The sequence below is a fragment of the Pseudomarimonas arenosa genome (assembly GCF_014841215.1).
Classification (GTDB): Bacteria; Pseudomonadota; Gammaproteobacteria; order Xanthomonadales; family Xanthomonadaceae; genus Pseudomarimonas; species Pseudomarimonas arenosa.
Window position 1 is genome coordinate 1 of sequence record NZ_JACYTR010000082.1, and the last position, 13,662, is coordinate 13,662.

Sequence of the window (13,662 nt, forward strand, 5' to 3'; positions counted from 1 at the left end):
ACGTTCAGCGATTCGGCGAAGGGCCGACCGATTGCGGAATCGAAGAACCACCTGACGCCATCGATCGTTGGGTAAGATCGACCGAAATCGCGTTTCGCGGGACGAAGTCCGACAGGCTGCTAAGCCCTGCCCGCGTTGGCCCGACTGCTCATGATCAACAGGTTGCCGGCCAGCACCAGGGCCACGCCCAACAGCAGCGGCAAGGTTGGCCTGAGGCCCTCCCACAGCGCGGACAGCAACAGCGCAATCACCGGCGTGATCACTGAACTGTAGCCGGCGCGTACCGGGCCAAGATCCTGCACCACGCGCATGTACAGAGCAAAGGCGATCACCGAGCCGACTATCGCCAGATAGACCATACTCAATGTGTAGGCAGCACTGAGCTCGACCCGCCAGACTTCGCCGCCGCTCAGCGAGGCCAACCCGGCAATCAAGGCGCCGGTGACAAAGCCATAGAAATTCAGGGTCAGCAACGGTGCGCCCTTGGCCATCAGGCGCGAGGACAGCACCGCCCCCAATCCCACGGTCACCGCGCCCGCCAACGCCAGACCGGCGCCCCACAGCCAGTTGCGCGGATCCTGCACCTGCCACCCGGGCGATAGCACCAGGCCCAGGCCAAGCAGACCCAGCAGGGCGGCCCACCAGGCCTGCGGCGGCGATCGGCGCTCGAGCATCCAGGGCTCCAGCAGCAAGGTCACCACTACGTTCACCGCGAACAGCAGGGCCACCACGCCCGACACCACGTACTGGGTCGAGGCGTAGGCAAACAGATAGTTGATGCCGTACAGCGTGGCGCCCTGCACCGGCACCAGGGCCCAGAGTCGGCGATCGAGGCCAAAGCTGCGCCGACTGAGCAATATCCACAGCGCCATGATCGCCGCCGCCAGCAAGGAGCGCAGGGCGACCGACAGGAACGGCGGCGTGCCGTTCAGCTGCAGGCGGATGGCATACCAGGTGCTGCCCCAGATCAGGGTCATGCCGATAAAGGCCAACAGCGCCGTGCTGCGCCCGCTCAGTGGTGGCGAAGGCGGGTCAACGGCACTCATTGGCAAGCCCCACGGAGATCGAGACGGGACCTGCACGAGAGATGACGGCGGTCATCAAGTTCCGGCGAACGTCGGCAAACTGGACATCAACCGACGGTTGAACGACACTGTCGCGCCTGGCGGGAGGGGACATCGTGGCACGCATTCTGGTTCTCAATGGACCCAATCTCAACTTGCTCGGCGAACGCGAGCCGACGGTCTACGGCCACACCACCCTGGTCATGATCGAAGCCGATCTGGCCAAAGCGGCGCAGCAGGCCGGACACGATAGCGAGTTTTTGCAGACCAATGCAGAACACCTGCTGATCGAGCGCATCCACGCCGCGCGCAAGGACGGCACCGACTTCATTCTGATCAACCCTGGCGCCTGGACCCACACCAGCGTCGCGCTGCGCGATGCGCTGGCCGCCACCGGCCTGCCCTTCGTCGAACTGCATATGAGCAATGTCCATGCTCGTGAGCCGTTTCGACACCACAGCTACCTCAGCGATATCGCGATCGGCGTGATCTGCGGCTTTGGCGCCGACAGCTACCGCCTCGCCATGCGGGCCGCCATCAACCGTCTGGCCAATCCGCCGGCCAGCACACTCACATAAGGCGCGGTCACAACCGCACCGACGCCCTCTCAAACACGCACAACACCTGGAAGTTCTGCTATGGACCTGAGAAAAATCAAGAAGCTGATCGACCTTTTGGAAGAGTCGAACCTGTCCGAGATCGAGATCAAGGAAGGCGAGGAATCGGTCCGCCTGTCGCGCTTCAGCGGGCCCGCCCCGGCGCCGATGTACATGCCAGCGCCGATGCCGATGGCCGCCCCGGCCGCGGCACCGGCCGAGCGCCCGATGGCCTCGCCCACCGAAGCCGCCACCGGCGGCCGCGCCGCCCTGCCCGAAGGCCACGTCGTGCGCTCGCCGATGGTCGGTACGTTCTACGCCTCGCCGAAACCCGACGCCCCCGCCTTCGTCAAGGAAGGCCAATCGATCAGCGCCGGCGACACCCTCGGCATCATCGAAGCGATGAAGATGTTCAACCCGATCGAAGCCGACGTCTCCGGCACCGTGGTCAAGGTGCTGGTGCAAAACGGCCAACCGGTCGAGTTTGACGAACCGATGTTTGTGATCGGCTAAGAGCCGGGATTCGGGATTCGTGATTCGGGATTCGCAACAGCGGCCGCACGCTAGGCTTGAAGTCTGGATGGATGCCATGGTGCTGGTGGAGATGGTCTATCGATCGTCGTCCGACTTTCCTGATCACGAGAAGTTCAGCCTGACAGCTCAGCTTCGTCGAAGTGCGGTGAGCGTGCCCTCGAATATTGCCGAGGGCGCTGCACGCCGATCGACCCCCGAGTATCTGCGCTTTCTATCCGTCGCAAGAGGTTCGCTGGCCGAGCTCGATACGCAACTGCAAATCGCCGTTCGTCTGGGCTATCTCATTGAGGCACAGGCGTTCAGCGAACAGTTGGACAAGACCTTCGCCAAGCTGAACTCACTTATCCGCTCGTTGGAGCGAAGCCGCGCCCCACAGGCTGCGAGCTCCAACGAATCCCGAATCTCGAATCTCGAATCCCGGCACTCCAATGCTCGATAAAGTTGTCATCGCCAACCGCGGCGAAATTGCTCTTAGAATTCTGCGCGCCTGTCACGCCTTGGGTATCAAGACAGTGGCGGTGCACTCCACGGTCGACCGCAATCTGAAACACGTGGCGATGGCCGATGAATCGGTGTGTATTGGTCCACCGCCGTCGGCGCAGAGCTATCTCGATATTCCGGCGATCATCGCCGCGGCTGAGGTAACCGATGCCGAGGCGATTCATCCGGGTTACGGCTTCCTGTCAGAGAACGCGGATTTTGCCGAGCGGGTGGAGAGTTCGGGCTTCAAGTTCATTGGCCCCACCGCCAACGTCATTCGTCTGATGGGTGACAAGGTCGAGGCGATCAAGGCGATGAAGGCGGCGGGGGTTCCCTGCGTGCCAGGTTCGGGCGGTCCGCTGGGTGATGACGCGGTGGAAAACGCCAAGATCGCCAAGGAGATCGGCTACCCGGTGATCATCAAGGCCGCCGGCGGCGGCGGCGGACGTGGCATGCGCGTGGTGCATACCGAGGCGCATCTGCACAACGCCATCAGCACCACCAAGTCGGAAGCCAAGGCAGCGTTCAACAACGATATGGTCTACATGGAGAAGTTCCTCGAGAACCCGCGCCATGTCGAGATCCAGGTACTAGCTGACGGCCAGGGCAATGCCATCCACCTCGGTGAGCGTGATTGTTCAATGCAGCGGCGCCACCAGAAGGTGGTGGAAGAGTCTCCGGCGCCGGGCATTACGGAGGAGATGCGCGCCGAGATCGGCAAGGTGTGCGTCGATGCCTGTATCCGCATCGGCTACCGCGGCGCCGGCACTTTCGAGTTCCTGTTCGAGAACGGACGCTTCTACTTCATCGAAATGAATACCCGCATCCAGGTCGAGCACCCGGTCACCGAGATGGTGACCGGCATTGATCTGGTGCGCGAGCAGCTGTCCATTGCGGCAGGCAACAAGCTGTCGATCCGACAGGAAGACGTGGTGCTGCGTGGCCATTCGATCGAATGCCGCATCAATGCCGAAGACCCGGTCAGCTTCCTGCCCAGCCCCGGCCTGATCAAGCACTTCCACGCCGCCGGCGGCCCCGGCGTGCGGGTCGACTCGCATATCTATGAAGGCTATCGCGTGCCAAGCAATTACGACTCGATGATCGGCAAGCTGATCGTGCACGGTGCCGACCGCAAACAGGCGATCGATCGCATGCGCGTGGCGCTGTCGGAAATGGTGATCGACGGCATCAAGACCAATATCCCACTGCAGCAACGCATCATGGCCGACAACGGCTTTAAGCAGGGCGGCATGAACATCCACTATCTGGAAAAGCGCCTGCAGGAACTGAAGGACAAGGCCATCGGCCTGGGCTGAACAGGTGCGCGGTCAACGACTGCGCGGGTGAGTGGTCGCGCGCTGGCCAGCCGCCAATGGCATCTGGCGCGACTGCCAACACTCGAAACGGGAGCGCGCGACCAACAGTGCGCTTCGCTCTCTCCTGGGCACCATCACTCGCTGCTACCATCTGCGCTCGCCTCCCTGCGCCCCCCCCGAATGCCCTACCTCGAACTCACCCTGAGCTGCCACGAGAAGGAACAGCCACGCTTCGAAGCCGCGTTGGAAGACGTCGGCGCGCTGTCGATCACCTTGCTCGATGCCGACGCCGAAACACCGAACGAACGCGCCATACTGGAGCCGGGCGTGGGCGAAACGCCGCTCTGGCAGCAGATCCGTCTTAACGCACTGTTCGATCACGATGTCGACCGAGCTGCCCTTCTGGCTGCGCTCGAAGCGTTCGACGATGGCCTCAATCTTGAGTCGGCCAGCTTTCGCGAGGTAGAGGATCAGGCCTGGGAACGCGCCTGGATGGACGACTACCGACCGATGGCCTTCGGGCGTCGATTGTGGGTGTATCCGTGGAATACCGAGCCGGAGAACCTGCCCGACGATGCCGTGGTGCTGCGCCTCGATCCCGGGCTGGCCTTTGGCAGCGGCACCCACCCGACCACCGCGCTCTGTCTTGAGTGGCTGGAGAGTCTCGACCTGGTCGGCCGGCCGCTGCTCGATTTCGGCTGCGGCTCGGGCATCCTCGCGATTGCCGCACTCAAGCTGGGCGCCGCTTCTGCGCTGGGCATCGACAATGATCCACAGGCGCTGCTGGCCTCGCGTGACAACGCTGAACGCAATGGGGTTGGCGAGCGGCTTGAGGTCTGCCTGCCAGGGGATGCCGCCGACCTGCAGTTCCCGGTGGTCGTCGCCAATATTCTGGCCGACGCCCTGAACGCCCTGGCCGAACAACTGGCCGCCCTCTGCCAGCCAGGCGGACGACTGGCACTGTCCGGCATCCTGCTCGGTCAGGAATCCGACCTACTGGCGCGTTACCAGCCCTGGTTTGATCAGCTCTCGGTGACACAACACGAGGATTGGGTGCGCATTGACGGCATTCGGCGCAGCTGACCTGCAGCGCTGCCTACCGTCCCGTACTACCATGCGCCCATGCTGACTCAATGCCCACATTGCGCCACCGTATTCCCGATCGAAGCCGATGCCTTGCAGGCTGCCTCCGGCTGGGTGCAATGCGGCGTCTGCGATCGCGAATTCGATGCGCTGGAACGACTGCGCCGTGCCGCGCCGCAGGGCGAACCGACGCCTAGGCTCGATCCGGAACTCGCCGAGCGCCAGGGCGACCTGTTCGAGGCACCACCAGCGGCACCCGCGACGGTGCCCAACTTCGCCCAACCGGCGCCGCCGCATGTGCCAGCTTCAACGCGCTGGTGGTTGCTGGCGGCCAGCCTGGGCCTGCTGCTGGCGCTGCAGATTTTCTTTGAGCATCGCTACCAGTGGGCAGAGTCGCCGCGCTGGCGTGCCACCTACGAACAGGCCTGTGAATGGGTCGGCTGCAGCCTGCCGGTGTGGCGCCAGCCGCGCGCCTGGACCTTGCTGACCCGCGATATCAGTCCACATCCCTCGGTCGGTGACGCGCTGTTGGTTACCGCCACCCTGCGCAACGACGCCGAGTGGCCACAACCAGCGCCCGTGGTGGAACTTGCCATGACCGATATCGACGGCCAGACCATCGCACTGCGACGCTTTCGTCCCAACGAATATCTGCCCGACACGCAAACGCAGAAGTTCGCTCCCGGCCAGAGCGTTTTGTTGCGCCTGGAACTGGTCGATCCGGACAAGATGGCCTTGGCCTACTCGTTCGAATTTCTTTGACTGCGTCGATCACTCGACGCACTGCTGCGCACCTCCAATCGCTCGCGCTTGACCGACCGTCGGTCGGATGAACATGACAGGTTTTCGAACTGCGGGGTGTCCCGCGTTTTTCATTCATCGCGCTAGCAACACTTGAGCGACCGGCATACACTGACCCACCCGAGATGAAAGCGATCACGCATGGAAGGCACGATCGTCACCACCCAGAAGAACAACATTCGCGCTGCTGCACCTATGTCCGTCTCTTTGAATCGCGGTGAAAAGCCCGCCACTTCGCCATTGCAGGATCATGTCTCCCGCGCCGTGCGTCGCTACCTGATTGATCTGGGCGACTGCACCGGTGGTGAGCTGCATGCTCTGGTACTGCGCGAGGTGGAGCGGCCCCTGTTCAACGAAGTGATGAATCACTTCGAAGGCAACCAGACGCGCGCGGCTGCCGCGCTTGGCATCAATCGCGCCACACTGCGCAAGCGCCTGCGCGAATTCGGTCTGGACTGACGCACAGCGCCGCCGCGAGGGCGCCGTTATAATGCGCGCCCCTGCCCCAAGATGAGACTCGCCATGACCCTGGACCGCCAGCCGATCCGTCGTGCCCTGCTTTCGGTATCCGACAAGGCCGGGCTGCTGCCGCTGGCACAGGCCTTGGGCGCCGCTGGCGTTGAGCTGCTGTCGACCGGCGGCACGGCCAAGCTGCTGCGCGATAACGGGCTCGCGGTACGCGACGTCAGCGATCTGACCGGTTTTCCGGAAATCATGGATGGCCGGGTCAAGACCTTGCACCCGCGCGTGCATGGCGGCCTGCTCGGTCGTGAATCGGTCGATGCCGAAGTGATGACGCAACACGGCATCGTTCCAATCGATCTCTTGGTGGTGAACCTCTACCCCTTCGAAAGCACCGTCGCCAAGCCGGATTGCAGCTATGACGATGGCGTTGAGAACATCGACATTGGTGGCCCGGCCATGCTGCGTGCCGCGGCCAAGAATCATGCACGGGTGGCGGTGGCAGTCGACCCCGCCGACTACGCCGCGATCATTGCGGCCGTGCAGGAAGGCGGCACCAGTGCGGCGCAGCGCCGCGCACTGGCAGCCAAGACCTATGCCCACACCGCACACTACGACGGCCAGATCAGTCAGTGGTTGTCGCGCCGCGCTGAACAACCGGATACACCGACTGAATGGGCGGACAGCTTTCATCTGTCGCTCAAGCGACAGTCGGTGCTGCGCTATGGCGAGAATCCGCATCAACGCGCAGCGCTTTACGTCGAGTCAAGCTCACTCTCAGGAACGGTGGCTGGCGCCAGCTTTCTACAGGGCAAGGAACTCAGTTACAACAATATTGCCGACGCCGATGCCGCCCTCAGCTGCGTGCAGCAGTTTGAGGCCCCGGCCTGCGTCATCGTCAAACATGCCAACCCCTGCGGCGTGGCCGTAGCCGGCTCCATCGGCGATGCCTATCAGCGCGCCTACGCTACCGACCCCACCTCGGCCTTCGGCGGCATCATCGCCTTCAACCGCGAACTCGATGCCGACACCGCGGGCGCCATCCTGGCCCAGCAATTTGTTGAAGTGATCATCGCCCCGAGCGTGGCCGACGCTGCGCTGCCGCTGCTGATGAAGAAGCCCAATGTACGTGTGTTGGCCTGCGGCGATCACCTCGCAGCGGTGTCGCCCTTGCACCTGCAGCGCGTGCAGGGCGGGCTGCTGGTGCAGGATCGCGACCACGACACCCTAATCATCGCCAACCTCAGGACGGTCAGCAGCAAGGCACCCAGCGCCGATCAGTTGAACGATCTGTTGTTTGCCTGGAAGGTGGCGATGCACGTCAAGTCGAATGCCATCGTCTATGCCAAAGACGCGCAGACCGTGGGCATCGGAGCCGGCCAGATGAGCCGGGTGATCTCGGCCAGGATCGCCGGCCTGAAGGCCGATGAGGCCGGGCTAGCGGTAGCGGGCGCGGTGATGGCTTCGGACGCATTCTTCCCGTTCCGCGACGGCATCGACGCCGCCGCCCAGGCCGGCATCGCTGCGGTGATTCAGCCCGGCGGTTCGATGCGCGATCAGGAAGTGATCGACGCTGCCAATGAACACGGCATTGCCATGGTGTTTACCGGCATGCGCCATTTCCGGCACTGAGGAACCGGGAATCGGGAATCGGGAATCGGGAATCGGGAATCGGGAATCGGGAATCGGGAATCGGGAATCGGTCAGAGCGTACAGCGACTCCTTAGCTCCGCAATGAATTGCTGAGCGGTGCACCGATCCGGCAATTCACTTCTCGAATGGCCGGATCTAAACCTGTTACTCCACCGCCATCGCCAGCAGCGCCGCTTCGACGTCGGCGTCGCTGCAACCTTCCCCAAGTTGCCGGCCGGCCAACTCAGTGACCGCTGCGGGGCTGGATTTCAGCTTGCCGATCATCTGTCCGGCATCACGCGGCTGGGCGAAACCCGGGCTGATCATCAGCAGCCGGCCTTCGGCATCGAGCAGCTTGAAATAGAACTGGCCATCAGCCTCACGATACTGCTTGATGCTCGGTTTGGCCGCTTTGGTCTCGGTAGCAATGGAGTTTTCCACCGTCATGGGCGCGCTCATCCGGCGCAGGCCAACGGCATCGCGCAGGCGGGCCAGGAACGGGGTGGCGATCGAGCGGGCGCGCTGCGCCCCGACCTGCAGCACATCTTCGATATCAGACGGCTTGGCGATCAACGCCTCGTACTGCTCGCGCATCGGTGCAAGTGCGTGTTCAAGCTGGGCGAGCAGACGCTGTTTGGCTTCGCCCCAGCCCAGGCCCTCACGCAAGGCCTGCTCATACTCGGCGCACTGCTCGGCGCTGGCAAACGCCTGATACAGGGTTGCAAGCGCATTGCTTTGCGGATCCTTGGGCTCACCAGGCGCCCGCGAGTCAGTGACGATGCGGCCGACGGTTTCCTTCAGCCGCTTGGGCCCACCCTCGAACAGCGGAATGGTGTTGTCGTAGCTCTTCGACATCTTCCGTCCGTCGAGACCAGGCAGGGTGGCCACCGCCTCATCAATCACCACCTGCGGCAGCACGAACAACTCTTCGCCTCGGCCAAACAAGTGGTTAAAGCGCTGCGCCATGTCACGCGCCATTTCGATGTGCTGCACCTGGTCGCGCCCCACCGGCACATGGGTGGCGTTGAACATCAAGATGTCCGCCCCCATCAGAATCGGATAGCAGTACAAACCCATATTGATACCGGCATCGACGTCTTCACCATTGGCGGCATTGATGTCGGTGGCGGCTTTGTAGGCATGCGCGCGATTCATCAGGCCCTTGCCGGTGACGCAGGTCAGCAACCAGGTCAGCTCGGGAATCTCCGGGATGTCGGACTGGCGATAGAAATACACCCGCGTCGGATCCAGCCCGGCCGCCAGCCAGGTGGCAGCGATTTCCAGCCGTGAGCGAGCGATTCGAGCCGGGTCATCGCACTTGATCAGGGCGTGGTAGTCGGCAAGGAAGAAGAAACTCTCGGCCTGAGCGTCGTGGCTGGCGACTATGGCTGGCCGTATCGCTCCGACATAGTTGCCAAGATGCGGGGTACCGGTGGTGGTGATGCCAGTGAGGATCCGCTTGGGCGGCTGCGCTTTTGGATTGGTCATTACTGTTCACTCGGCGATTGGTGGCCGCTCTTCTTAACGTGGATTTCCGCCACCCTGAACAAACCAGGGTGAACGGGGGGCAGCCTCAGGCGCCGCGCTGACGCATCAAGGTGGATTTGCCGAACAGACTCTCGACCAGATCCACCGCCAGTTTGGCTGTGCGGTTGCGCTTGTCGAACGCCGGATTGAGCTCAACGATATCGAGCGACGCCATGCGTCCGGTATCGGCAATCATTTCCATGACCAGCTGCGCTTCGCGATAGCCGGGCCCACCTTTCACCGTGGTGCCGACGCCCGGGGCGATACTGGGGTCGAGGAAATCGACGTCGAAGCTGACGTGAACATGGGTGTTCTCATCGACACCTTCCAGCGCCTCTTCCATGGTCTTGCGCATGCCGACTTCGTCGATGTAGCGCATGTCATAGATTTCCAGACCGACATCGTGAACCAGACGTTTCTCGCCTTCATCAACGGAACGGATACCGATCTGGCGCACGCACTCATGGTCGAGCATCGGCGTGCGATCGCCCATCCCGACCAGGGGCGCCGGCCCGTAGCCACACAGGCAGGCCACCGGCATACCGTGCACATTGCCCGAGGGCGTGATCGCACAGGTATTGAAGTCAGCATGGGCATCGAGCCACAGCACGCGCAGCTTCTTGTCAGTCTTGCGGCAGTGCGCGGCTACCGCGCCGATTGAACCGATCGCCAGGCAATGGTCACCACCGAGCATGATCGGCAGCCGGCCGGCGTCCAGCTCGGCAGCCACTGCATCACGCACCGCTGCGTTCCATGCCACCACTTCATCGAGATGGCGGTAGCCATCGCTGGGTGGCAGCCAGGGGTTGTAAGGGCCGGCAAGATTGCCGCGATCTTCCACGTCGGCACCGCGCTCGCGCAAGGCCTCACCAATGCCGGCGACGCGCAGCGCTTCCGGCCCCATCGAGGCGCCGCGATGACCGGCACCGATATCGGTGGGCACACCAATCAGACTGACTCGCCACTTGCTCATTTCTTAACCTCCTTGTCCGCTGACCCCACCGGCACTTCGATCGGCAGCTCGGCTGCCTGCCAGGCGAGAAAACTGCCTTCAATTTCATGTACCCGGAATCCCGCGGCATTCAGTACCTCGGCGGCCAGCTTCACCCGCCGTCCGCTGCGACAGTAGACGAATACTTCGCCAGGCTGACCTAGCTCGGCCAATCGGCTGGCCAGTTGGTCATGCGGAATCAGCCGCGCGCCCGGCAAGGCGCCTTCGGCAAATTCTTCTTCAGTGCGCACATCCAGCACCAAGGGTGCCGGCTGCTGCTGCATTCGCTCTGCCATCGCGGTGGGCGCAATCATGTGCTCGGCCCGCGCGGACGCGGCCCACAGAAGCGCCACTGCGATTGCCACGCAACTCGCAACTTTGCTCATGAGGACACCTCCGCGGCCCGCGCGGAATGCGCGGTCGACCTTTGATTATCGGCCATGACCCACCGGAGTCCAAGGCCGAGCGTGAGGATCGCCGCAATTTCACCCGTTGAGCACAATCGTCATCACCCTGTCACCGACCTTGGCCACCATCGCGGCTCGCAACGCCGACCGTTCGGGTCCGTACGGTTGGACTCCACGAAACCATCCAACGTTGCCGGGGGAAAACATGCAGCGCAGACAGATTCTCAGCCTCATTGCGGCTGGGCTTGCCACACCTTTTATCCTGACCTACCAGCGCGCCGCGCACGCGGTGATCGGGGCGGCCGAGTACCGCAGCCGGATCAGCGCCATGATCAAGGGCAGCGATCCTGATCTGGTATTCCAGCAGTCGATCGCCTCGGGTGATCCAACGCCGACCGGTGTGATGCTGTGGACCCGAATCAATCCCAGTCTGAGCGGTGAAGATTTGTTCTTCCAAGTCGCTGTGGACGGCAACTTCAATCAGATCGTGGCTGAAGGCCAGGTCGCCCGCGAGCAGATCCGGGCCCAGAACGACTACACGGTCAAGGTGGATCTCGACGGCCAGCTGGAGGCCAACCGGCGCTATTACTATCGCTTTGTCTATGCCGGCACGACCTCACGAATCGGCCGCTGCCGCACCGCGCCGCCGACGGGCTCTCGTCCGGATGCCTTGAAGCTGGCCCAGATCACCTGTCAGGACTACACCAACGGCTACTACGGCGCATTCGACTACATCGCCAACGACGACAGCATCGATTTCGTCGTGCATCTGGGCGACTTCATCTATGAGAGCGCCGGTGATCCGCGCTTCCAGTCTCTGCCGTTCGCCGATCGGCAGATCGTCCTGCCCAGCGATGGCATCTACGCCATGGATCTGGCCGACTACCGGCACATCTACCGCAGCTTGCGCGGCGATCCCAAGCTGCGCCGGGCGATGGAACAGCACACCTGGATCATCACTCGCGATGATCACGAGACGGCCAATGACTGCTATTGGGACTACCAGCGCCATACCTTGGGCGCGCCCGATCATCCCTACACCGAGCAGGGCAACGACGCGTTGCAGCTTAACCAGCTGATGCTGGACTCACAGCAGGCCTGGATCGAATACGTGCCGGCGCGGGTGCGGGTGGAGGCCAATTCGGCCGATCCGCATCGCTTTCTGCGCGTCTATCGTGATTTCCAGTTCGGTGACCTGCTCAGCCTCTACATGCTGGATACCCGAACCTATCGTTCCGCCCATGCCTGCGGTGAAGACACCTTTGGCGGTCGCTACCTGCCGACCTGCGGCAGCGTTCGCGATCCGCACATCACCATGTTGGGTACACAGCAACGCGATTGGCTGTTGAACAGCAGCCTGGCCAGCCGCAGCCAATGGCGAGTGCTGGGCAATCAGACCTTCATGGGTCGACTCGGTCTGCCAGCGCCGGGCGGCTTCGTGCCGTTCAATGGCGATGCCTGGGATGGTTATGCCGTTGAACGCGATCAACTGCTGGGCGAAATGCGCAGCCAGCGCGTAGACAACCTGATCACCCTGACCGGCGATCTGCACACCTACATGGCGGCCCAGGTCAAGGCCGACTACGGCAATATCAATCCATTCGACAGCCGCAACTTTCTAGGCGCCGAGTTCATGACGCCGTCGATCAGCTCGTCGAACCTGATCAACACCCTGGGCATCAAGCGCAAGATGGCCCTGCAGCAGAAGAACATGGACAAGGCGAAATCGATCGGCGATGTCATCGACTTCTTCGCCGGTTCTGCCGTCTACCTGCTCAACCCGCACATCAAGTACTTCGACTCCTCGGCCTATGGCTATTCGACCCTGGAATTCCGCCGCAGCTATTGCGAATGGAAGGCCTACTCGGTGGACAAGAACACGGCCAGCGGCACGGCGACCCGCAAGGTGAAGAAGACCCTACGCAAGTACCAAGGCTGGAACTCGCTGTACAGCTGGTTCTGAGATCCCCGGATCAAGTCCGGGGCAACCGGGCAATTGAAAGATCAACTGGCCGGTTCAATAGTCAAGCAGCTCCGAACTGCCTCTGCAGCCTCGCAGTGAACATTGGCTTGCTTGCTCTGCCCACCCCCTTGCCGCGCGCAGCGCCGCGGGGGGAGGCCGGCGGGGATACCAGGAGCGGGGCTGCATGCGCTTGTCCACCCTCAGCGGCACGCCGCTCGGCTTGTCAGGGTCATCGCCCAGGCACCGAGGTGGCCTGGTGCGGGTGGAGTGCAGTGATGGTGCCGACAGTCTGACTCGAACAGACGACCTACCGCTTACAAGGCGGTTGCTCTACCAACTGAGCTATGCCGGCATGGGCGGGCAATTCTAGCAGGGCCGGCCGGCCGGGCGATAGAAAGCCGCCCGGCGGCCAACGGCGAACTAGCCCGGCTATTTAATGAGGTCGCGCCGAAATATCCGGGCTAGACGCCCTTGCCGTGAATCGCTTCTGCACATTTCAAGTCCGTGATTGACATCGCGCTTTGCCGTTTGTTGCTGATGCGCATTCCGGCAGTACATCGCAATTCCCAGCCAGCGCTGTGCGTAGCGTAGGCACTGAAGTTCAGCGGCGCACGGATGCGCGTCGATCACTTGTTTGAGAAGCAACATGTACAACCAGGCCGGGCGGTGGGGGACTATCCCGAATATTTCACGAGCCCCTCAAGATCGCGACGTTCGTCCCGACCGGACGTTCGTGTGGCCTTCGCAGACCGGATTTGGCTGCTTTTGGGATGTTTTTCCGGAATTCAGACGCAATGCCCCCAACC

Annotated in this window: 13 protein-coding genes and 1 tRNA gene; 9 read left to right on the forward strand and 5 right to left on the reverse strand. The window is 62.6% G+C overall.

Features of this window, described 5'->3' with window-relative positions:
* Positions 1 to 119 precede the first annotated feature (119 nt).
* Positions 120 to 1,046, reverse strand: coding sequence for a DMT family transporter (locus tag IFO71_RS20240; RefSeq protein ID WP_192031505.1), 927 nt, complete (start codon positions 1,044 to 1,046; stop codon positions 120 to 122).
* A gap of 134 nt (positions 1,047 to 1,180) precedes the next feature.
* Here IFO71_RS20240 and aroQ point away from each other — a divergent pair, with 134 nt between their 5' ends.
* From aroQ to purH, 8 genes are all read left to right on the forward strand, one after another.
* Positions 1,181 to 1,642 (forward strand): type II 3-dehydroquinate dehydratase, encoded by a 462-nt coding sequence (gene aroQ, locus IFO71_RS20245; protein WP_192031506.1) that lies wholly within the window; start codon positions 1,181 to 1,183, stop codon positions 1,640 to 1,642.
* A 60-nt stretch (positions 1,643 to 1,702) separates the two neighbouring features.
* Positions 1,703 to 2,173, forward strand: a complete 471-nt coding sequence (accB, locus tag IFO71_RS20250; protein WP_192031507.1) for an acetyl-CoA carboxylase biotin carboxyl carrier protein — start codon at positions 1,703 to 1,705, stop codon at positions 2,171 to 2,173.
* A gap of 19 nt (positions 2,174 to 2,192) precedes the next feature.
* Positions 2,193 to 2,633 carry a four helix bundle protein gene (locus IFO71_RS20255; protein ID WP_332309424.1) on the forward strand — a complete coding sequence of 147 codons (441 nt, stop codon included), beginning with the start codon at positions 2,193 to 2,195 and terminating at the stop codon, positions 2,631 to 2,633.
* On the forward strand, positions 2,623 to 3,990 hold the full coding sequence (accC, locus tag IFO71_RS20260) for an acetyl-CoA carboxylase biotin carboxylase subunit (protein ID WP_192031509.1): 1,368 nt from the start codon (positions 2,623 to 2,625) through the stop codon (positions 3,988 to 3,990). Before IFO71_RS20255 ends, accC begins: the two co-directional genes overlap by 11 nt.
* Before the next feature lie 180 nt (positions 3,991 to 4,170).
* Positions 4,171 to 5,073: a 50S ribosomal protein L11 methyltransferase gene (gene prmA, locus IFO71_RS20265; RefSeq protein WP_192031510.1), complete on the forward strand. Its 903-nt coding sequence runs from the start codon at positions 4,171 to 4,173 to the stop codon at positions 5,071 to 5,073.
* Positions 5,074 to 5,112: 39 nt separating this feature from the next.
* Positions 5,113 to 5,835: a zinc-ribbon and DUF3426 domain-containing protein gene (locus IFO71_RS20270; RefSeq protein WP_192031511.1), complete on the forward strand. Its 723-nt coding sequence runs from the start codon at positions 5,113 to 5,115 to the stop codon at positions 5,833 to 5,835.
* Positions 5,836 to 6,069: 234 nt separating this feature from the next.
* Complete coding sequence (locus IFO71_RS20275) at positions 6,070 to 6,333, forward strand: helix-turn-helix domain-containing protein (RefSeq protein WP_192031517.1); 264 nt, start codon at positions 6,070 to 6,072, stop codon at positions 6,331 to 6,333.
* A gap of 63 nt (positions 6,334 to 6,396) precedes the next feature.
* On the forward strand, positions 6,397 to 7,968 hold the full coding sequence (gene purH / locus IFO71_RS20280; protein ID WP_225444820.1) for a bifunctional phosphoribosylaminoimidazolecarboxamide formyltransferase/IMP cyclohydrolase: 1,572 nt from the start codon (positions 6,397 to 6,399) through the stop codon (positions 7,966 to 7,968).
* 165 nt (positions 7,969 to 8,133) lie between these two features.
* On the opposite strand, the gene IFO71_RS20285 is transcribed toward purH, so the two are convergent.
* The 3 genes from IFO71_RS20285 to IFO71_RS20295 all read right to left on the reverse strand — a co-directional run bounded on the left by IFO71_RS20285 (position 8,134) and on the right by IFO71_RS20295 (position 10,872).
* A complete protein-coding gene (locus tag IFO71_RS20285) occupies positions 8,134 to 9,456 on the reverse strand; it encodes a tryptophan--tRNA ligase (RefSeq protein WP_192031513.1) in 1,323 nt (440 codons plus the stop codon).
* An 85-nt stretch (positions 9,457 to 9,541) separates the two neighbouring features.
* Positions 9,542 to 10,468 (reverse strand): arginase, encoded by a 927-nt coding sequence (gene rocF / locus IFO71_RS20290; protein ID WP_192031514.1) that lies wholly within the window; start codon positions 10,466 to 10,468, stop codon positions 9,542 to 9,544.
* Complete coding sequence (locus tag IFO71_RS20295; protein WP_192031515.1) at positions 10,465 to 10,872, reverse strand: rhodanese-like domain-containing protein; 408 nt, start codon at positions 10,870 to 10,872, stop codon at positions 10,465 to 10,467. The genes rocF and IFO71_RS20295 overlap by 4 nt, the downstream gene beginning before the upstream one ends.
* A 226-nt stretch (positions 10,873 to 11,098) precedes the next feature.
* Here IFO71_RS20295 and IFO71_RS20300 point away from each other — a divergent pair, with 226 nt between their 5' ends.
* Positions 11,099 to 12,856 carry an alkaline phosphatase D family protein gene (locus IFO71_RS20300; protein ID WP_192031516.1) on the forward strand — a complete coding sequence of 586 codons (1,758 nt, stop codon included), beginning with the start codon at positions 11,099 to 11,101 and terminating at the stop codon, positions 12,854 to 12,856.
* A gap of 276 nt (positions 12,857 to 13,132) precedes the next feature.
* Here the strand turns inward: IFO71_RS20300 and IFO71_RS20305 are convergent.
* Positions 13,133 to 13,208: transfer RNA gene (locus IFO71_RS20305), tRNA-Thr, on the reverse strand.
* Positions 13,209 to 13,662: the final 454 nt, after the last annotated feature.

What these genes read in the sequence shown, in the direction of transcription:
- purH (WP_225444820.1), top strand. Translation starts at nt 6,397, where the DNA reads ATGACCCTGGACCGCCAGCCGATCCGTCGTGCCCTGCTTTCGGTATCC.
- IFO71_RS20275 (WP_192031517.1), top strand. Translation starts at nt 6,070, where the DNA reads ATGTCCGTCTCTTTGAATCGCGGTGAAAAGCCCGCCACTTCGCCATTG.
- IFO71_RS20295 (WP_192031515.1), bottom strand. Translation starts at nt 10,872, where the DNA reads ATGAGCAAAGTTGCGAGTTGCGTGGCAATCGCAGTGGCGCTTCTGTGG.
- IFO71_RS20270 (WP_192031511.1), top strand. Translation starts at nt 5,113, where the DNA reads ATGCTGACTCAATGCCCACATTGCGCCACCGTATTCCCGATCGAAGCC.
- IFO71_RS20300 (WP_192031516.1), top strand. Translation starts at nt 11,099, where the DNA reads ATGCAGCGCAGACAGATTCTCAGCCTCATTGCGGCTGGGCTTGCCACA.
- accC (WP_192031509.1), top strand. Translation starts at nt 2,623, where the DNA reads ATGCTCGATAAAGTTGTCATCGCCAACCGCGGCGAAATTGCTCTTAGA.
- rocF (WP_192031514.1), bottom strand. Translation starts at nt 10,468, where the DNA reads ATGAGCAAGTGGCGAGTCAGTCTGATTGGTGTGCCCACCGATATCGGT.
- IFO71_RS20240 (WP_192031505.1), bottom strand. Translation starts at nt 1,046, where the DNA reads ATGAGTGCCGTTGACCCGCCTTCGCCACCACTGAGCGGGCGCAGCACG.
- prmA (WP_192031510.1), top strand. Translation starts at nt 4,171, where the DNA reads ATGCCCTACCTCGAACTCACCCTGAGCTGCCACGAGAAGGAACAGCCA.
- accB (WP_192031507.1), top strand. Translation starts at nt 1,703, where the DNA reads ATGGACCTGAGAAAAATCAAGAAGCTGATCGACCTTTTGGAAGAGTCG.
- IFO71_RS20285 (WP_192031513.1), bottom strand. Translation starts at nt 9,456, where the DNA reads ATGACCAATCCAAAAGCGCAGCCGCCCAAGCGGATCCTCACTGGCATC.